Origin of the sequence: Xanthomonas sp. F10 (assembly GCF_014206815.1) — a bacterium.
GTDB classification, from domain to species: Bacteria; Pseudomonadota; Gammaproteobacteria; order Xanthomonadales; family Xanthomonadaceae; genus Xanthomonas_A; species Xanthomonas_A indica.
The window spans coordinates 1,089,131-1,107,993 of sequence record NZ_JACHNP010000002.1 but is presented as its reverse complement, the minus strand read 5'-3'; the positions used below and the strand labels follow the sequence as shown (position 1 = coordinate 1,107,993).

The following is an 18,863-nucleotide window of genomic DNA, read 5'->3' as shown; positions in this document are numbered from 1 at the left end:
CGCGTTTCTCCGGAGCGCGGCCTCACCCCAAGGGAGCAGCGCATGGCCGACGCCGTCCGCCACGACAAGACCGCGCGGCAGCTGCGCATGCTGTCCGATGCGCTGGATAGCGGGCGCCTGGGCCCGGTGCGGCGACTGGTCAATACGCTGGCGCCGGCCGAGATCGGCAACCTGCTGGAATCGCTGCCGCCCGGCAAGCGCGAAGTGGTGTGGGGGCTGGTCGATCCGGAGGACGACGGCGAGGTGCTGGTCCACGTCGGCGAAGAAGTGCGCGAGAGCCTGCTCGCGGACATGGACCCGGACGAAATCGTCGCCGCGGTCGAAGACCTGGACATCGACGACCTCGCCAACCTGGTCGAGGACCTGCCGGACACGGTCATCGACGAAGTGCTCAAGTCGATGGACCGCGAGAACCGCGAGCGGCTCGAGCAGGTGCTGTCGTATCCCGAGGACAGCGCCGGCCGCCTGATGAACCCGGACGTGGTCACCGTGCGCGCCGACGTCAACGTCGACGTGGTGCTGCGCTACCTGCGCCTGCGCGGCGAACTGCCGGACCACACCGACCATCTGTTCGTGGTCAGCCGCCGCCACCAATACCTGGGGCGGGTGTCGCTGGCGGCGCTGGTCACCCACGAGGACTCCACCCCGATCAACCGGCTGATCGACGACGAGCAGCCGGCCATCGACGTCGGCGAAGGCGCCGACGAGGTCGCGCGGCAGTTCTCCGACCACGACTGGATCTCCGCGCCGGTGGTGGACGACAACAACATCCTGCTCGGCCGCATCACCATCGACGACGTGGTCGACATCATCCGCGACCAGGCCGAGCACCAGGCGATGAGCGCCGCCGGCCTGGACGAGGACGAGGACCTGTTCAGCCCGGTGCGGCGCGCGTTCCGCCGCCGCCTGCTGTGGCTGACGATCAACCTCGGCACCGCCTTCATCGCCTCCAGCGTGGTCGGCCAGTTCGAGGGCACCATCGCCAAGCTGGTGGCGCTGGCCGCGCTGATGCCGATCGTAGCCGGCATGGGCGGCAACGCCGGCACCCAGGTCCTGGCACTGATGGTGCGCGGCCTGGCGCTGGGCCAGATCGGCGCGTCCAACGTGATCGTGCTGCTGCGCAAGGAATTGGCGGTGGCCCTGATCAACGGCCTGTCGCTGGGCATCGGCCTGGGCCTGATCGTGCTGCTGTGGTTCAAGCAGCCGCTGCTGTCGCTGGTGATCGGCTCGGCGCTGACCATCAACCTGCTCACCGCCGCCCTGGGTGGCGTGCTGGTGCCGTTGACGCTCAAGCGCCTGGGCTTCGATCCGGCATTGGCCGGCGGGGTGATCCTGACCACGCTGACCGACGTCATGGGCTTCCTCAGCTTCCTCGGCCTGGCCACCCTGGTCCTGCTGTAGCGCGTGTCCGAGCGGCGGGCGCGGCTCGAAGCGGCCGCTGCGTTCGTCGCGCAGCCGTGATCGGCGGGCGCGCCTGCCGGCCGCGATCGGTGCGCGGCGGATCGGGCGCATCCACCGCCCGCTGCCGCCATCCGCCCCTGCATGGCGCGAGCACGCTGCGCCGCCCGTCGGCTGACTGCCGCATGTCCGCCGCCCTTACCCGGGTTGTCGTGGAGACGCCCAGGCCACGATACTGCGGCCTTCCCACCCGAGGGCCGGCCATGTCGATGCGTTCGTTGCTGCTTCTGCTGTGCCTGTCGATGGTCGGATGCAGCAGCTTGCCCAGCGACCCGGCCACCGGCCACTTTGTCGGCCGCCAGCTCACCCTCGACGGACGCGTCTACCGCTACCAGGTATTCGTGCCGGCGCCAGCGCATCGCCAGGGCCCGGTGCCGGTGGTGCTGTTCCTGCACGGCTCCGGCGAGCGCGGCGACGACGGCCGCGACCAGACCACCGCCGGGCTGGGCCCGTACCTGCGCCGCCACCTGGCCGATTTCCCGGCGCTGGTGGTGATGCCGCAGGCGCCCGATGGCGAGGAGTGGAACGGCGTCAACGCGACCATGGCGCTGCAGGCGCTGGACGACAGCAGCGCCGAGTTCAACGGCGACCCGCAGCGCACCTACCTGACCGGCATGTCGATGGGCGGCTACGGCACCTGGGAGATCGCCCTGAAGCAACCGCAGCGCTTCGCCGCGCTGGTGCCGATCTGCGGCGCGATCCTGTCCCCGCACGAGGACCGCGAGTATCTGGTGGTCACGCCGGTGGCCTATCTGGCCGATCCGTATACGGCGCTGGCGCAGCGCCTGCGGCACGTGCCGGTGTGGATCTTCCACGGCGCCCAGGACGACGTGGTGCTGCCGCACGACGACCGCAAGATCGTGCGTGCGCTCAAGAACGTCGACGCCGACGTGCGCTACACCGAATACCCGCAGGGCAACCACAATGCCTGGGATGCCACCTACCGCGATCCGAAGATGTGGCAGTGGCTGTTCGCGCAGAAGCGCAGCGACGCCGGCAACGAGACCACCGCCGACAAGTAAGCAGCTTCCACCATCGCCGCGCGTGCCAGGTGGTGCCCACGACAGTCCGCGCAACCAGGGCCCGCATCGACGCAACGCTCAGCGTTCATCCAAGGGCGTCCATACGATCTGCCGCCGCGTCGTCGCGGCCTGTGCAGCGAGCCCACCAAACCGCGTACAGTCCGCGCTTTCGCGTACAGGCCAAGCATGGCGACCACCCCTTCCGCATCGCAAACCGCCTTCCACGCCCGCCTGCGCGCCCTGGATCCGAGCGCCGCGGCGATCGCCGGCGCGGCCGTTCCGCCGCTGCTGGTGCCGACACAGGACGACGCCGCGACCTTGCAGCTCAGCGACAGCGGGCGCTGGCTGTTGCAGGTGCTGGACGCGCTGGACGCCCTGCACCAGGCCACGCAAGTCACCCGCCTGTCTGCCGATGCGCTGCGCCGGGACCAGAAGTTCGCGCCACCTGGGCGCCCCTCGCTGCACCTGGTGCAGTTGCGCCAGCAGCAGGCGGCCGCGCAGCAGGCGCTGCGCCGCGCCAACCAGGCGCTGGCCCAGGCTGCGGCCGGCTTCGTGCGCGGCGCCGGGCTGACGCCACCGCCACGGACCGGGCCGGTGGCGTTCGTGCAAGGATGGATCGCGCGTCATCTGGGGTAAGGCCGCCACACGGCCGTGGGGCGCATGGCTGGCGTCCATGGCGGCGCGCCATGGGTGAAGCGGGCGAAGGTCGGTGCGGTTCTGCAGGAACGGCGCTCGCGCGCCCTCCCGGGATCCGCCGCGATCGCGGCTGACGAAAGACGACGCCGTTCGCGCATGGCACGTGCCGCGTGCTGGCTAGCCTCGCCGAGGAGCACCACAGTTCCGACAGCGTGCGCGGCACCGCAACCGCATCGCGTCGTGCGGAAGATGTGCCGAATGCGCCACGCAAGGCGCGTCTACGCAAGCTAAACCGCAAGCGCCGGGCCGTTCGCGCCGACCTGGGTTGGGCCTGTCCCGCTGCTATCCTGCACGCCCCTCGGACTCCGCTGCCCGACGCCCCATGCCCGTGCCCTCCCCCGCTGCCCGCCCCTGCCCTGCCCCTGCGGCCTCCTCGCGCGTGCGTCTGCCTGCCCGCGCCACGGCAGCGGCGGCATGAGCATGCCCGGCGCGCACACGGCCAATCTCGCCACCTGGGGCATCTGCGCGCTGGCCACCGCCGGGGTGATCGCGCGGCCGTTCAAGCTGCCCGAGGCGTGCTGGGCGGTGGGTGGCGCGCTGCTGCTGATGGCGTTGGGGCTGATGCCTGGCGGCGAGGCCTGGCAGGCGGCACTCAAGGGCCTGGACGTCTACCTGTTCCTGATCGGCATGATGCTGTTGTCGGAAACCGCGCGCGCCGAAGGCCTGTTCGACTGGGTGGCGATGCATGCGGTGAATCTGGCCAAGGGCTCGCCCCAGCGCCTGTTCGCGCTGGTGTTCGGCGTCGGCATCGTGGTCACCGCGTTCCTGTCCAATGACGCCACCGCGGTAGTGCTCACCCCGGCGGTGTACGCGGCCGCGCGCAAGGCCGGGGCCAAGCCGCTGCCGCTGCTGTTCGCCTGCGCGCTGATCGCCAACGCCGCCAGCTTCGTGCTGCCGATCTCCAACCCCGCCAACCTGGTGCTGTACGGCGGCAAGATGCCGACCCTGGGCGCGTGGATGGCCGCGTTCGCGCTGCCGTCGCTGCTGGCGATCGCGGTGACCTTCGTGATGCTGCGCTGGGCCGAGCGCAAGGACCTGACCGGCCGCTGCGCCGCGCGCGTGGACACGGTGCCGTTGACCCGCGGCGGCACCTTCGCCCTGGTCGGCATCCTCGCCACCGCAGTGCTGCTGGTCGGCGTCTCCGCGCTGGGTCTGGACCTGGGCCTGCCGACCTGCCTGGCCGGCCTGGCCACCCTCGGCGCGGTCTGCCTGGGCGGCCGGCAGTCGCCGCTGCCGATGGCCAAGGCGGTGTCGTGGGCGGTGCTGCCGCTGGTGGCTGGCCTGTTCGTACTGGTGGAGGCGCTGTCGCGCACCGGCGTGATCGGCCTGCTCGCACGCACCCTGGCCGACGCCGCCGCGCACTCGCCGCAGGCCACCGCCGGCGTCGCCGGCACCCTGCTGGCGTTCGGCTCGAACCTGATGAACAACCTGCCGGCCGGCCTGATCGCCAGCACCACCGTCGCCCAGGCGCAGCCGCCGCAATTGGTGGTGGACGCGCTGCTGATCGGCGTGGACCTGGGCCCGAACCTGTCGATCACCGGCTCGCTGGCGACCATCCTGTGGCTGACCGCGATCCGCCGCGAAGGCGAGGACGTGGGCTTCTGGCGCTTCCTCAAGGTCGGCGCGCTGGTGATGCCGCCGGCGCTGCTGTGTGCGTTGGGCGCGCGCCTGCTGCTGGGCTGAGCGGCGCGCGTGCACTTGGTGAATTGCCCATGGCCAGGCGCCCGGGACGGGCGCCAAGGCCTGGCGTGCAGCGACCGTCCATCGCAACGCGTCGCGGCTGAAGCCGCTCCTACGACGGCACCGACAGCGCGCAGAATTCCACTGTAGGAGCGGCTTCAGCCGCGACAAGCCTTACCGCGGACACCTGCTGCGGTTGCTCCATGAAAAGCAACAGGCGCCGCTGCTACGGCAGCACATATGACGCGGGCGAAGCCCCCTGTGGGAAACGACGTCAGTCGCGACGCGCGCGACGCCATCGGCCATCGCCCCCTGTCGGGACTGAAGTCCCTCCCACAACGGCACGACACACCGATGCAACGCGCCGCCCTACCCCGCGCGCAACCGCCGCGCCACGCCGCTGACCAGGGCGATGACCGCGGTCAGCGCCGCCATCGACAGGAACTGCGTGCGGGTGTCCGGCGAGGCCACCAGCAGGCCGAAGATCAGCGCCAGGATCGCCAGCGCCAGCACGGTGAGCACCGGGTAGCCGCGCATGCGGAACGGCAGGCGGGTACCGGCGCGGTCGGCGCGCGCGCGCAGGATCAGCTGCGACAGCAGCGAGATCGTCCACACCAGCAGGCAGGTGGCGCCGACGATGTTCAGCAGCACCGGCAACACCCGGTTGGGATACAGCAACTCCAGCACCGCGGCGACGAAACCGAACAGCACGCTGGCCAGCACCGCCAGCCACGGCACCTGCTGCCGGCTGGACGCGGCCAGCGCGCGCGGCGCTTCGCCGCGCTGGGCCAGCGAGAAGATCATCCGCGAGGCGCCGTACAGATTGGCGTTGAGCGCCGACAGCAACGCGATCACCGCGATCAGGGTGATGGCGGTCGCGGCGCCGGGGATCCTGGCCACCTGCAGCACCGCAGCGAACGGCGAGCTCAGCGCCTGACTCTGCCACGGCACCACCGCGATGATCACGCTCAGCGAGCCGATGTAGAACACCAGGATGCGCCAGGCGACCGTGCGGATGGCGCGGGCGATGCTGCGCTCCGGGTCGGCGGTCTCGGCCGCGGCCACCGCCACGATCTCGGTGCCGCCGAAGGCGAACACCACCACCAGCAGCGCGGCACCGATGCCGGCCAGCCCCTTCGGCGCGAAGCCGCCGTTGCCGGTGACGTTGGACAGGCCCGGCGAGGCCACGCCGGGCAGCCAGCCGGCCAGCAAGGCGATGCCGACCAGGATGAAGCCGACGATCGCCGCCACCTTGAGGATGGCGAACCAGAATTCGAACTCGCCGAAGTTGCGCACGCCCAGCAGGTTGATCGCGGTGAACGCGGCCATGAACGCGATCGCGGCCAGCGGCACCGGCAAGCCCGGCCACACCGTGGCCAGCAGGCCGGCCGCGCCTACCGCTTCGGCGGCGATCACGATCACCAGTTGCAGCCACCACAGCCAGCCCACCGTGGCGCCGGCGGTCGGCCCCATCGCGTCGGCGGCGTACACCGAGAACGCGCCGCTGGCCGGCTTGGCCGCGGCCATCTCGCCCAGCGCGTTCATCACGATGATCACCAGCGCGCCGGCGACCAGGTAGGAAATCAGCACCGCCGGCCCTGCCGCGTGCACGCCGACGCCGGAGCCCAGGAACAGGCCGGCGCCGATCGCGCTGCCCAATCCCATCATGATCAGTTGCCGCGGTTTCAGCGCGTGGCGCAAGGCGGGTGCGGCGGCGGGCGGGACAGGCGCGGACGAATGCGGCATCGGCTCGGTCGGGTGCGGAAAACGCGACACGATACAGGCTGAGGGCGACGACGTGCGGCTGCGCACACGTTTGGCCGCTTGCGGCCGCGGATCGGCCCGCCGCAGCGGGATGGCTGCTGCAACGCAGCGCGGATCCGCGCACGCGGCCGCCGCTGGACACCACCCGCCGCGCGCCGGCGAAGACCGCCCTGGCTTGCTGCCTGCCCCGACCACGCAGCGCCACCGCCGCGACCGCACGAAGTGCGGAGATACCAAACAACCACTCACACCGTGGATTTCCCGCATCTCGTTGATTTTGCGTATTGACAGCGATACTAACGTCAGAAATACTGAACTTGACGCCCGCCAGATCTCCTTTCTCCGTACCTGCCGATGAGCGCGCGAACACGGAGCGAAGGGACGGCAGGCGACGACGGACCGGGAGACGGCCCGTTGCGGGCGCTCCGGCCGGCAAGGACCACGGCTGCCGCTCGTCCCATGGCGTACAGGTCCGTACATCCAGACAAGGAGAGACACCATGATCAAACCGCTGCTCACCCTGACGATGCTGGCGGCCACGCTGGCCGTTCCAGGCCTGCGGGCCGCCGAGCGGGCGCCGCTCAACGCCGCCGATGCCATCCAGGGCATGGGCGAACGCCTGCCCATCGGCAAGAAGAACGTCAGCCTGTCGCCGTTGTTCAAGGTCTACACGTTCGAGAAGGCCGGCCTGCGCTTCGTGCAGATCAACTCGTTGCAGGACGAGGTCATCACCGTGCTCAGCGCCACCCCGGGCACCGAGGCACGGCTGCCGATCGGCAGCGCCGCCGAGGAGCAGATGATCGCGGTCAACGACGCGAAGAACCAGCCGCTGGGCATGGTCACCGCCGCGGCGAGCTGCCCGTGCAACGCCACCGTGGTCTACCGCGACGCCACCACCACCATCGTGGTGGTCTACGGCTCCAACGGCGAGTACATCACTTCGTACGTCATCAAGACGCCGCAGACCAAGCCGCCGCAGTAAGCGCCGAGCGCGTGCCGCGGCCGCACCCTGCGGCCGCGGCACGATTGGCGGCTGGCGCTGATGGTTCCGGTCGCTCGATGAGGAGCGGTCGCCACCGCGCCTCGGTGAGTGCATGGCCTTCGCAGGTTGCATCGTCCCCGCCTGCCCTGCCCAAGGAAGAATCCCTGGGGCAATGTGGTGCTTCGCACCGCAGGTCTCCGCGCCGGCCCACCGCTCCGCCGCCTGCCTGCCTCGCATCCGGCGTTCCATCGCGCACGCTAGGAGGCGCCTGGCAAACGCAAGCGGCCGCCTTCCGAGAAAGGCGGCCGCACGCGAGCAGTCCGCGCACGGACCGCGCTGGCTCAGAACTCCTGCCAGTCCTTGTCCAGCGCCACCGCCGCCGCGAACGCCGGCGCGCGCCGCGCCGGCGCGGCCGCAGCCAGCGGGCGCGGGCTGCGCGTGGCGGTCGGCGCAACATGCCTGGCGCGCGACGGCGACGGTGCTGGCGACGGCGTTGCAGCATGCGCGCCCTCCAGCTTGAACAACGCCACCGCCTGGGTCAGCTCCACCGATTGCTGCTCCATCGAGCGCGCTGCCGCCGTGGCTTCTTCCACCAGCGCCGCATTCTGCTGGGTGCTTTCGTCCATCTGCGTGACGGTCTGGTTGACCTGCTCGATGCCGGCCGACTGCTCCTGCGAGGCGGCGGAAATCTCGCCCATGATGTCGGTGACGCGCTGCACCGAGGCCACGATCTCCTGCATGGTGCTGCCGGCCTTGTCGACCAGCGCCGAGCCTTCGGCGACGCGGGTCACCGAATCGTCGATCAGCGTCTTGATCTCCTTGGCGGCGTTGGCCGAACGCTGCGCCAGCGTGCGCACTTCGCTGGCGACCACCGCGAAGCCGCGACCTTGCTCGCCGGCACGCGCCGCTTCGACAGCCGCGTTGAGCGCCAGGATATTGGTCTGGAACGCGATGCCGTCGATCACGCCGATGATGTCGGCGATCTTCTTGGAGGAGGCTTCGATGCCGCTCATGGTCTCGACCACCTGACCGACCACCGCGCCGCCCTGCGAAGCGACCGATGCCGCGCCACTGGCGAGTTGGTTGGCCTGGCGCGCGTGTTCGGCGTTCTGCTTCACGGTGGAGGTCAGTTCTTCCATCGACGCGGCGGTTTCTTCCAGGCTGGCGGCCTGCTGCTCGGTGCGACGCGACAGGTCGTCGTTGCCGGTGGCGATCTCGCTGGCCGCGGCATTGATGCTGACCGCGGCGGTCTGGATGCGGCCGACGATGCCGGTCAACTGGTCGGCGGTGGCATTGGCGTCGTCGCGCATCCGCGCGAACACGCCGTGGAACTCGCCGTGCATGCGTGCAGTCAGGTCGCCGGCGGCGATGGCCTGCAGCAACGCCGAGAGCTTGCCCAGGTTGCGGTCGCTCACCTCCATCATCGCATTGAGGTCCTGCACCATCAGCCGGAAGTCGTGCTGGAAGTGCACCGCATCGCCGCGGGCGCTGAAGTCGCCGGCCGCGGCCGCCGCGGCCAGGCGCTTGATCTCGGTGTTGATCGCCAGCAGGCTGGCCTTGGCCGCGTCCATCGATTCGTGCAACACCGCACGACTGCCCGGCAGGCGGCGCGCATCGCGGCGCAGGTCGCCGTTGGCGTATTCGTTGAGCACGCCGATGGCATCGACGATGGCGTCCAGGTGCTCGAACATCATGGTGTTGATGCCCTTGCTCAGCTCGCCGTACACGCCGGGGAAATCCTGTGGCATGCGGTGGCTGATGTCCTTGTCGGCATGCAGTTCGATCATCAAGACGGTTTCGCTGGAGAACCGCTGCAACTGGGTCTGCATGCCGCCCATCGCCTGCAACAGGCGACCGGGTTCGTCGCGCGCCTCGGTGGCCACGTCGTTGTCCAGCCGGCCGTCGGCGATGGCCTCGGCGGCACGGGTGGCGCGGTTGAGCGGCACGGTCAGGCTGCGGGTGATCAGCCAGGCCAGCACGCTGCTGACCAGCACCACCGCCAGGCCGCCGGCGATGAGCATGGCGCGGCCACGCGCCATCGCCGCCGTCGCGGCCGCATAGGCCTCGTTGCTGCGGGCGGCCTGCAGATCGGCATAGCGGGCGATGGCGTCCTGCCACTTCTGCGTCAGCGGCGCGGACTCGCCCATCAGCAGGGCCAGTGCCTCATCCGGCTTGTAATGCATGCCCAGATCGATGACGCGGTTGTTGACGTCCACGGTCTGCGCGCGGGCGCGATCGACCTCCGCCAGCACGGCCTGGCTCTGCGCACCGCTGGGAATGGCACCCGCCCGCTTGCGCGCTTCCTGATAGCGCGCGCGCTGCTCGGTGACGACCTTGGCAAAGCGGATGTTGTCCTCCTGAGAGGTCGGCAGCACGATGTTGCGGACATTGATGGCCACGGCCGAACTGGCGTTGAGCATCTCGTTGGAGGCGCGGATCGCGGCGATGTTGCGGTTGACGATGCCATCCAGCCGCTCGCGCGCCTGGAACAGGGTGAACAGCCCGGCGACGACCAGCGCCGAGGACAGCAGGATGAGGAGGCCGAACGCGGTGGCGAGCCGGGCGCCGACGTTGTAGCGCTGAAGGAATGCAATCATGAAATGACCTGTTTGGGGGAATGAGGGGCAGTGGGCGCCCCGGACCACGCACGCCAGCCAATGGCCGTTGCGCGCCGGCATCGAAACAGGATGAACAAATCGTGAAAAAGCGTTTTGAATCAGACGCTTGATGCCGCATCCCGCTCAATGTGCGGGCGAAGTAACGGCTCCCGGCGAAGGGACTTGAGTGGCGATTGCGGACAATTTATTGAACGCCCTCAGGCACATCACAAGGGTGTGGAAAGCCCATTGACGCCTCGCCCGAATCGGCGTTTTTGCGTGAAGAGCGCGTGCACGTTGTGTTGCAATCGCCGGCATGGGGCTTGCTTACGGCGCAATCGACCACGAGGAAAAAATTCTCGATTACTCCGCTGCACAGGGATCTCGCAGCGCGTTGCGCCGGGCCAGGAATGCGATCGCAGTTACATGGTGGTGTCAGCGCAATCGTCGAGGCGGAGCGGCAGCCGCCTCGAGGCATTCAATGGGGGCGTCACCCTCAACGCGACGCGCTGGCCACACAGCGGCGATCGTGGACGTGAAGCAGCATGACGGCGCGTCCACATTGGGGCACGCGCGCGAGACGAAGCAGCGCCAAGAGCGGCGCATTGCGCACGCTCGGCGGCGTGGGCTACGCCTGGATCGGGCCACGACGCTGACAGGCACGGCTTCGTGGCCGCAGCAGCAGGCGTCCGGAGCGACTGGATGCATCACCGGCAGCAGCAGGCTGCCGTGCCGGCCTTCGACAGCGCGGGCGGCGCGCGTTGCGCGCCCCGCCCGCCGCACGCCCCTGTGCTCAGAACTCCTGCCAATCCGTGTCCAGTGCCACCGCCGCAGCCGGCTGCGCCGCGCGCCGCACCGGCGCGGGCGTGGCCGCCACCGGGCGAGCGCTGGGCTTGCCGGCAGCCGGCGCGGTGGCGAGGTGCCGCGGCGCCTGCGCCACCGGCGTGGCCGCCGAGGTGTCCAGCTTGAACAGCGCCACCGCCTGGCTCAGTTCCACCGCCTGCTGCTCCATCGAGCGCGCCGCCGCACTGGCCTCTTCCACCAACGCCGCGTTCTGCTGCGTGCTCTCGTCCATCTGCGTCACGGTCTGGTTGACCTGCTCGATGCCGGCCGACTGTTCCTGCGAGGCCGCGGAGATCTCGCCCATGATGTCGGTGACGCGCTGCACCGAGCTCACGATCTCGTCCATGGTCTTGCCGGCCTGGTCGACCAGGGCCGAGCCTTCGGCGACGCGACTGACCGAGTCGTCGATCAGGCTCTTGATCTCCTTGGCGGCGCTGGCCGAGCGCTGCGCCAGCGTACGCACCTCGCTGGCGACCACCGCGAAACCACGGCCCTGGTCGCCGGCGCGCGCGGCCTCCACCGCGGCGTTGAGCGCGAGGATGTTGGTCTGGAAGGCGATGCCGTCGATGACGCCGATGATGTCGGCGATCTTCTTGGAGGCCGCCTCGATGCCATCCATGGTGCTCACCACCTGGCCGACCACCGTGCCGCCCTGCGAGGCCACAGCGGCGGCGCCGGCGGCGAGCTGGTTGGCCTGGCGCGCATGCTCGGCGTTCTGGCGGACGGTGGAGGTCAGCTCCTCCATCGAGGCAGCGGTTTCCTCCAGGCTTGCGGCCTGCTGCTCGGTGCGCCGCGACAGGTCGTCGTTGCCGGCGGCGATCTCGGTGGCCGCGGCGTTGATCGACACCGCCGAGTGCTTGATGCGGCCGACGATGCCGGCCAACTGTTCGGCGGTGGCGTTGGCGTCGTCGCGCATCTGCGCGAACACGCCGCGGAAATCGCCGTGCATGCGCGCGGTCAGGTCGCCCGCGGCGATCGACTGCAGCAGCGTCGACAGCGCCTGCAGGTTGCCGTCGGCAGTGGCCATCAGCTGGTTCAGGCTGTCCACCATCACCCGGAAGTCGTACTGGAAACGCTCGGCATCGCCGCGTGCGCTGAAGTCGCCGTCGGCAGCGCAGGTCGCCAGTTGCTTGATCTGCCCGTTCATCGCCGACAGGTTGGCCTTGACCTCGTCCATGGTCTGGCTCAGCACGGCTTCCTCGCCGGGCAGGCGGTCCATGTCCTGCGACAGGTCGCCGATCGCATAGCGGCCCATGATCTGCGCCAGGCGCGTCTTCACCGCCAGGTGCGAGGCCACCAACGCATTGGTCTCGGCCGCCATGCGCCCGTAGTCGCCGGGGAAGGCCTGCGCTTCGATGCGATGACTGACCTCGCCGGCATCATGGCGCTTGGCCATCTCCAACTGCGCGCCGATCAGGTTGCTGACCTGCTGCTGCATGCCCTGCATCGCGACCAGCAGGCGCCCGGTCTCGTCGCGCGCGTCGGTGCGCACGTCGTTGTCCAGCTTGCCATTGGCGATGGCCTCGGCGACGCGGGTGGCACGGGTCAGCGGCACGGTGAGACTACGGGTGATCAGCCAGGCCAACAGGCCGCTGACGATCACCACGATGGCGCCGCCGGAGAGCAATAGGGCACGGCCGCGGTCCATGGCCGCTTCGGCGCTCGCATACGCCTGGGCGCCCTGCTCGCGCTGCCGGTTCGCATAGACGTTGAGCGCATCCTGCCATTGCTGGGTAGCCGGCGCGGCCTGGGCCATCAACACCTTCAGCGCGTCGGCGTCCCTGTCCTGCATGCCCAGGTCCAGCACCTCCTGGTTGGCGACCCGTGTCCGCGCATAGGCATCGTCGATCGCCTTGCGCATCTGCACGCCGACCGGGCTGGTATTGGGGATCGCGTAGAGCTTGTCGTGGATCTCGCCGTAGTAACGTCGCTGCTCGTCGACGACCTTGGCGAAACCCTCGTTCTCCTCGTGCGTGGTCGGCAGCACGATGTTGCGCAGGTTGATCGCGATCAGCGAGCTGGCGTTGCGCATCTCGGCGGTGTAATCGAGGATCTGCATGCGCCGATTGACGATGGTGTCCATCATGTCGCGTGACTGTTTCAACGTCAGCAGGCCGGCGACGACCAGGGCGCAGGACAGCAGGATGAGGACACCGAAGGCGCAGGCAAGCCGCGTCCCGACGTTGTAGCGTTGCAGGAAACCGATCATGGGGAGTACCAAGTGAGAAAGGGGTGGAGCCCCCGCGTCACGACCTGGGATCGCGCAAGACACTGCCAGGCGGAAGGCCTGATGCGATGCGACGGAGAAGAAGACAAGGCCACTTCCAGCACCGGCCGCATCGGGAATGTCACGTGCGGGGACTCGCTTTAGGTAGCGGCCGCCGCGCGCAATTCTTGATGCGCAACTGTGCATACTTCTTGAACTCCCTCAGCATCGTGACTCCGATGTGCATGCCCGTGCACGCGGGCCCTGAAAACCGCCGGATTGCGTCAATTCTGCGTGAAAAAACGATAAGACTGGCACCCGCGGGGTGCGAAACCAGCTCCCCGCCGCACCAACCGGGGGCGTTCTGCCAGAACCCCTGAGATGCCGTAAACGGCACACATCTTGTGACAATTTTATGACACGCGCGAAGACGGCCTCCGCGCCGCGGCGCGCGGAGGCCGTGTATTTCACTCGGCCAGATTGGTGCCGGCACCGGCGGTGGCGATGGCCTTGGCCTTGACCTGCGCGCCGGGAATCGCCGTGTACAGGTAGCCCAGCGGTTCCGGATAGGTCTTGGACGAGATCCAGGTCGTCGCGTTGGCGTAGGGCTTGCTGGTGCTCTCCGGCACCGTCCAGGTGATGCCGCCGCCCACGTAGTTGTTGATCAGGTCCCAGTAGCCGATCTCGCTGCTGTCGCGCGAGGTGACCGGGTTCTTGATGTTCTCGAAGTAGTTGGCTTCGATCAGCGCCACCCCGCCCATGCGCACGTTGATGCCGGAGGTGAAGACGTTGTTGAAGTAGTTGTTGTAGATGTGGCTGAGCCCGCGCCGTTGCAGCGGCAGGCGCGATTCCACGTTCTCGAAGCGGTTGTGGTGATAGGTGGTGCGCGCGGCGGCGTTCTGGGTGTCGCTGTCGCTGTAGCCGTTGAGCGCGACCTTCTGGTAGTCGTGGATGTAGTTGTACGACACGGTGACGTGGTTGACGCCCTTCTTCATGTCGATGCCGCCGTCGAAGGAGGCGTCGCCGGCGCCGGGGCACTTGGTCAGCGAGGCGAAGATGGTGTTGTGGTCCACCCAGATATTGGACGGCTGGCCGCTGGAATTGCCTTCCAGGGAAATCGAATCGGCATCCTCGCCGCCCGGCAGCAGGCCGATGGTCATGTTGCGGATGATGACGTTATGCGCGTTGCCGACCACGCGCAGGCCGAAGTTGGCCGAGGAGCCGTTGGCGCCCTTGATGGTGATGTCGCGCTTGTTCTTGATCTGCACGGTCTTGGCCGGCAGTTTCCATTGCGTGCACACGTCGGTGATGCTGGCGTAGTTGAAGCTGCCGGTGTAGTTGAGCACCAGGCCGCCTGAGCCGGCGTAATTGTCGATCGCCGCCTGCATTGCCTCCATCGTGGCGACGTTGACCGGGATGGCATTGCCGCCGCCGGTGGTATTGGCCCCGTAACCGATCGGGCCGGCGAAGGCCGGAGTGGCGCCTACGGCCAGCGCGAGCGCCAGTGCGCCTGTTCGGAATTGCTGCTGCATGCTGTGTCTCCCAGTTGTCGCGATGAGTGCAGGACGCATGGCATCGCGCATGCGCCGGCACAAGGGCGTGGGGGCCGACGCATTCTTGGAATGCGCGCGGCGGCCCACGCAATCGCCGCGACACCGAACTGGAATCCCACCCTCCGTTCGCCGCACGGGACAGGACAAGCGGACACGCACGGTCCGCAGGAGACAGCCAGCGACAGGCGGGGACAGGCCGTCTACACGCGCGCCGCGTGGCGTGCAGGCAGCCGGCAATGCCGGCGAACGCACGCGCATCGCACGCATCGCCAGCGACGCTGGTGCACTGCATCGGGACAAGCGCGCACTGGCGGCGCGCAACGGCAGATGTTGCGGCCGCAGCACGTTTGCGCGGCCATCCGACACCGACGACGGCGCGGATGGCCGCGGCGCGATCAGCTCACCGTATCGAGGCGGTTGTCGCTGCGGTCGGCATCGGGCAGCAGGTGGTCCGGATCCAGGGTCACGTGCAGCACCTTCTGCGTGCTCGGCACGCGGATCTGCGGCTGGGTCTGCTGCATCCAGGTCTCCACCGGCACGCGCTGGTCCAGGTGGCTGCCGTCGGCGAAGTCGATGCGCAAGGTCGCCGGCATCACCAGCTTCTGGCGGCTGCGCAGGGTCACCAACAGGCCCTTGGCCGGGTCATGGTCGACGTAGGCCGCCGCGCGCACGCCCATGTCCAGCTGCCAGTTGTTGACGTACCAGCCGCGCCACCACCAGCTCAGGTCCTCGCCGGCCTCGCTCTCCATCAGCCGGAAGAAATCCGACGGTGTCGGATGCTTGTAGGCCCAGGTGGCGATGTACTTGCGGAACGCCGGATCGAAGCGCGCCGGGCCGAGGATCTGTTCGCGCAGCAGCACCAGGCCCAGCGCGCCCTTGAAGTAGGTCAGCGGATGCCGGTAGGTCTCGCTGGTGGCATCGGCGCGATCGAGCAGGGTCGGCGCCTGCGCGTCGGCCAGCAGCGGCAGGATCTCGTCCACCGGGTTGCCGCCGCCGGGCGCGTACTCGCCGTCGCGCTTGGGCGCGAATTCGCCGTGGTTGATCGCATCGGAGGCGTAGACGTCGATGAAGGTGTTGAAGCCCTCGTCCATGAAGGCATGGCGGCGCTCGTTGGAGCCGACGATCATCGGGAACCAGCCGTGGCCCAGTTCGTGCGCGGTAATCCAGAACAGTTGCTTGCCGCCGTCCTCCATGTCGTCGAAGACGATGCCCGGATACTCCATGCCGGCGCCGTGGCCGCCCAGGTTCACCGCCGCCGGCCACGGGTACGGATACCACTGCGAGAAGTGCTCGATCGACGCTTTCACGAACTCGGTGGAGCGGCCCCACTTGTCGGTGCCGACCGCGCTGCGCGGATACACCGACATCGCCAGCGCATGCTTGCCCTCGGGCAAGTTGATCCGCGCCGCATCCCAGACGAAGGCCGGCGAGGCGGCGAAAGCCACATCGCGGGTGTGGTCCATGTGGAAGCGCCAGGTCTGGGTGCCGCTGGCGCTGGGCCGGCTGTCCGGCTTGCCCACTTCATCGGCGCCGCGGATGGTCACCGTCTTGTCGCTGGCAGCCGCCTGCGCCAGGCGCTGGCGCTGGGTGGCGGTGAGCACCTGCGCCGGATTCACCAGTTCGCCGGAACCGGCGACCAGGTAGTTCCACGGCACCGTCACCGCATAGTCGAAATCGCCGTACTCCAGGTAGAACTCCGCCCCCAGGTAGGGCTGGGTGTCCCAGCCGCGCAGGTCGTCGTACACCGCCATGCGCGGATACCACTGCGCGATCTCGTATATGTCGCCGTCGGCGGTGGGCGTGACCGCGGTGCGCCCGCCCCAGGTGCCGGGCACGGTATAGGCGTAGTCGATGTGCAGCTTGAGCGCCTTGCCGCTGGCCAGCGGCTGCGGCAGGTCCACGCGCATGCGCGTGTCGTCGATCAGGAAGGTCGCCGGCACGCGCTTGCCGCCCTGCTCCAGTTCCACCCTGGCGATGCGGTAGCCCTCCGTGCTCTGCGGCGCAGGCCGGTCGGCACGCGCCGCACGCATGGTGCGGGCGCGCGCGTCGGTGCGGTACAGGTTCTGGTCCAGTTGCAGCCACAGCACGTCCAGCGTGTCCGGGCTGCGGTTGCTGTAGGTGATGGTCTCCTGGCCGCGCAGCGTGTGCGTGGCCGGCTCCAGGGTGGCGTGCAGGTCGTAGTCGGCGCGGTTCTGCCAGTACTGCGGGCCGGGTACGCCGCCGCCGCTGCGGTAGGCGTTGGCCGGCTGCGGCAGTTGCAGCGGTGCGAACAGCGCCTGCGGATCGTAGGCGCCCGGGCGGTCCGCGGCGTTGGTGGCGGTGGCGGTGCCGGCCTGGGCGGCGGCGGCAAGCGGGAGGCAGGCCGCGGCGAACGCAGCGCGGCGCAGAACAGGGATCATGGTGGCGTCCGTGGGGAGGATCGCCGCCGATGGTAGGCCGAATCGGGAGGGCGCGGATGTGCCGATCGCCATCTGCGGCAGCGGATATCTGGCAAGACGGGGGAGGAGCGGCTTCAGCCGCGACGGGCTTTACCGGGAATGCCTGTCGCGGCTGAAGCCGCCCCTACGACAGCAGGGAGACACTTGCCAGGATCAGCCCAGCAAGGTCTCCAGCACCGCCATGCGCACCGCCACGCCGTTGGCGACCTGACGCAGGATGCACGACTGCGCGCCGTCGGCGACCTCGTCGGTGATCTCCACGCCGCGGTTGATCGGCCCCGGATGCAGCACCACCGCGTCCTTGGACGCCCGGCGCAGGCGCTCGGCGGTGAGGCCGTACTGGCCGTGGTAATCCTCCAGCGAGGTCACCAGGCCTTCTTCCATGCGCTCGCGCTGCAGGCGCAGCATCATCACCGCGTCCACGCCGTCGAGCATGGCGTCGAAGTCGTCGCCGACCACGCAGCCGTCCAGTGTGCCGTCGTCGGGCAGCAGCGCGCGCGGACCGCACACCCGCACTTCGCCGGCGCCGAGGGTACGCAGCGCGTGCAGGTCCGAGCGCGCCACCCGCGAGTGCTTGACGTCGCCGACGATGACCAGCTTGAGCTTGGAGAAATCGCCGCCCTTGGCGTGGCGCAGGGTCAGCATGTCGAGCAGGCCCTGGGTGGGATGCGCGCTGCGGCCGTCGCCGGCGTTGATCAGCGCGGTGCCCTCGCCCGCGGCTTCGGCCAGGCGCTCCACCGCGCCGTCCTCCGGATGGCGCACGATGAAGCCGCGCACGCCCATCGCTTCCAGGTTCTTCAGCGTGTCGCGCGCGGTCTCGCCCTTGCGCGTGGACGAGGTGGAGGCATCGAAGTTCAGTACGTCGGCGCCGAGCCGCTGCGCGGCCAGGTGGAACGAGCTGCGGGTGCGCGTGGACGGTTCGAAGAACAGCGTGCACACCGCGGTGCCGGCCAGCACGCTGCGCTTGCCGACCCGGCCCACCGCCGCGTCGCGGATCTGCCCGGCGCGGTCCAGCAATTGCAGCAGGGTCGCGCGCGGCAATCCTTCCAGAGTCAGCAGGTGGCGCAGGCGCCCGTTCGAATCGAGTTGCGGATCAGTCATGGCGGGTCCGGGCTGGGGATCAGGAAAGGGGAATGGCGTCGTCGGGCGCGGCCAGCCAGCGCTCGACGATCACCGCGGCGGCCACCGCGTCCAGCGCGGCGGCATCGCGGCGGCGTTTGCGGCCGGCGGCACGGTCCACCGCGAAGCGTTGCGCAGCCTCGACCGAGCTGGAGCGTTCGTCGACCAGCACCACCGGCAGGCGGTAGCGCGCGCCGAGCTCGCGGGCGAAGGCATGCGCGCGCTTGCGGTTGGGCTGGTCGGCACCGTCGAGGGTAAGCGGATCGCCGACCACCAGGCCGTGCGGCCGCCATTCGGCGTGCAGGCGGTCCAGCGCCGGCCAGTCCGGCCCCTGCGCGTGCACGTCGATCACCGCCAGCGCGCGCGCGCCGGTGCCGAACGGGCTGCCCACGGCCACGCCGATGCGGCGGTGGCCGACATCGAAGCCGAGCACGGTGCCGTCGCGGCGGATCGTCGCAGGCGCGGCGCTGGCAGGCGCGGGCGCGCCAGCCTCAGGCAGGCCGGA

At 69.4% G+C, this 18,863-nt stretch carries 12 protein-coding genes; 5 read left to right on the top strand and 7 right to left on the bottom strand.

Features of this window, described 5'->3' with window-relative positions; genetic code table 11:
* Positions 1 to 42: 42 nt before the first annotated feature.
* From mgtE to FHR56_RS16010, 4 genes are all read left to right on the top strand, one after another.
* The gene (mgtE, locus tag FHR56_RS16025; RefSeq protein ID WP_160948504.1) at positions 43 to 1,401 is read left to right on the top strand and encodes a magnesium transporter; all 1,359 of its coding nucleotides are present in this window, start codon (positions 43 to 45) and stop codon (positions 1,399 to 1,401) included.
* A gap of 260 nt (positions 1,402 to 1,661) precedes the next feature.
* Positions 1,662 to 2,480 (top strand): prolyl oligopeptidase family serine peptidase, encoded by an 819-nt coding sequence (locus FHR56_RS16020; protein WP_160948503.1) that lies wholly within the window; start codon positions 1,662 to 1,664, stop codon positions 2,478 to 2,480.
* A gap of 186 nt (positions 2,481 to 2,666) precedes the next feature.
* Positions 2,667 to 3,116, top strand: coding sequence for a hypothetical protein (locus tag FHR56_RS16015; protein WP_160948502.1), 450 nt, complete (start codon positions 2,667 to 2,669; stop codon positions 3,114 to 3,116).
* 474 nt (positions 3,117 to 3,590) lie between these two features.
* Positions 3,591 to 4,859, top strand: coding sequence for an arsenic transporter (locus FHR56_RS16010; protein ID WP_160946390.1), 1,269 nt, complete (start codon positions 3,591 to 3,593; stop codon positions 4,857 to 4,859).
* A 366-nt stretch (positions 4,860 to 5,225) separates the two neighbouring features.
* Here the strand turns inward: FHR56_RS16010 and FHR56_RS16005 are convergent, their stop codons facing one another.
* Complete coding sequence (locus tag FHR56_RS16005; RefSeq protein ID WP_160946391.1) at positions 5,226 to 6,602, bottom strand: amino acid permease; 1,377 nt, start codon at positions 6,600 to 6,602, stop codon at positions 5,226 to 5,228.
* A gap of 517 nt (positions 6,603 to 7,119) precedes the next feature.
* Between FHR56_RS16005 and FHR56_RS16000 the strand changes: the two genes are divergently transcribed.
* Complete coding sequence (locus FHR56_RS16000) at positions 7,120 to 7,602, top strand: hypothetical protein (RefSeq protein ID WP_160946392.1); 483 nt, start codon at positions 7,120 to 7,122, stop codon at positions 7,600 to 7,602.
* 341 nt (positions 7,603 to 7,943) lie between these two features.
* On the opposite strand, the gene FHR56_RS15995 is transcribed toward FHR56_RS16000, so the two are convergent.
* The 6 genes from FHR56_RS15995 to ruvX form a co-directional block, all read right to left on the bottom strand.
* Positions 7,944 to 10,199, bottom strand: a complete 2,256-nt coding sequence (locus FHR56_RS15995; protein ID WP_160946393.1) for a methyl-accepting chemotaxis protein — start codon at positions 10,197 to 10,199, stop codon at positions 7,944 to 7,946.
* A 793-nt stretch (positions 10,200 to 10,992) separates the two neighbouring features.
* Positions 10,993 to 13,251: a methyl-accepting chemotaxis protein gene (locus FHR56_RS15990; RefSeq protein WP_160946394.1), complete on the bottom strand. Its 2,259-nt coding sequence runs from the start codon at positions 13,249 to 13,251 to the stop codon at positions 10,993 to 10,995.
* A gap of 464 nt (positions 13,252 to 13,715) precedes the next feature.
* Positions 13,716 to 14,780, bottom strand: a complete 1,065-nt coding sequence (locus FHR56_RS15985; RefSeq protein WP_160946395.1) for a polysaccharide lyase family 1 protein — start codon at positions 14,778 to 14,780, stop codon at positions 13,716 to 13,718.
* 416 nt (positions 14,781 to 15,196) lie between these two features.
* The gene (locus FHR56_RS15980) at positions 15,197 to 17,200 is read right to left on the bottom strand and encodes a M1 family metallopeptidase (RefSeq protein ID WP_160946396.1); all 2,004 of its coding nucleotides are present in this window, start codon (positions 17,198 to 17,200) and stop codon (positions 15,197 to 15,199) included.
* A 192-nt stretch (positions 17,201 to 17,392) separates the two neighbouring features.
* The gene (locus tag FHR56_RS15975; RefSeq protein WP_160946397.1) at positions 17,393 to 18,340 is read right to left on the bottom strand and encodes an aspartate carbamoyltransferase catalytic subunit; all 948 of its coding nucleotides are present in this window, start codon (positions 18,338 to 18,340) and stop codon (positions 17,393 to 17,395) included.
* A gap of 19 nt (positions 18,341 to 18,359) precedes the next feature.
* A complete protein-coding gene (gene ruvX, locus FHR56_RS15970) occupies positions 18,360 to 18,857 on the bottom strand; it encodes a Holliday junction resolvase RuvX (protein WP_160946529.1) in 498 nt (165 codons plus the stop codon).
* Positions 18,858 to 18,863 lie beyond the last annotated feature (6 nt).

What these genes read in the sequence shown, in the direction of transcription:
- mgtE (WP_160948504.1), top strand. Translation starts at nt 43, where the DNA reads ATGGCCGACGCCGTCCGCCACGACAAGACCGCGCGGCAGCTGCGCATG.
- FHR56_RS16020 (WP_160948503.1), top strand. Translation starts at nt 1,662, where the DNA reads ATGTCGATGCGTTCGTTGCTGCTTCTGCTGTGCCTGTCGATGGTCGGA.
- FHR56_RS16015 (WP_160948502.1), top strand. Translation starts at nt 2,667, where the DNA reads ATGGCGACCACCCCTTCCGCATCGCAAACCGCCTTCCACGCCCGCCTG.
- FHR56_RS16010 (WP_160946390.1), top strand. Translation starts at nt 3,591, where the DNA reads ATGAGCATGCCCGGCGCGCACACGGCCAATCTCGCCACCTGGGGCATC.
- FHR56_RS16005 (WP_160946391.1), bottom strand. Translation starts at nt 6,602, where the DNA reads ATGCCGCATTCGTCCGCGCCTGTCCCGCCCGCCGCCGCACCCGCCTTG.
- FHR56_RS16000 (WP_160946392.1), top strand. Translation starts at nt 7,120, where the DNA reads ATGATCAAACCGCTGCTCACCCTGACGATGCTGGCGGCCACGCTGGCC.
- FHR56_RS15995 (WP_160946393.1), bottom strand. Translation starts at nt 10,199, where the DNA reads ATGATTGCATTCCTTCAGCGCTACAACGTCGGCGCCCGGCTCGCCACC.
- FHR56_RS15990 (WP_160946394.1), bottom strand. Translation starts at nt 13,251, where the DNA reads ATGATCGGTTTCCTGCAACGCTACAACGTCGGGACGCGGCTTGCCTGC.
- FHR56_RS15985 (WP_160946395.1), bottom strand. Translation starts at nt 14,780, where the DNA reads ATGCAGCAGCAATTCCGAACAGGCGCACTGGCGCTCGCGCTGGCCGTA.
- FHR56_RS15980 (WP_160946396.1), bottom strand. Translation starts at nt 17,200, where the DNA reads ATGATCCCTGTTCTGCGCCGCGCTGCGTTCGCCGCGGCCTGCCTCCCG.
- FHR56_RS15975 (WP_160946397.1), bottom strand. Translation starts at nt 18,340, where the DNA reads ATGACTGATCCGCAACTCGATTCGAACGGGCGCCTGCGCCACCTGCTG.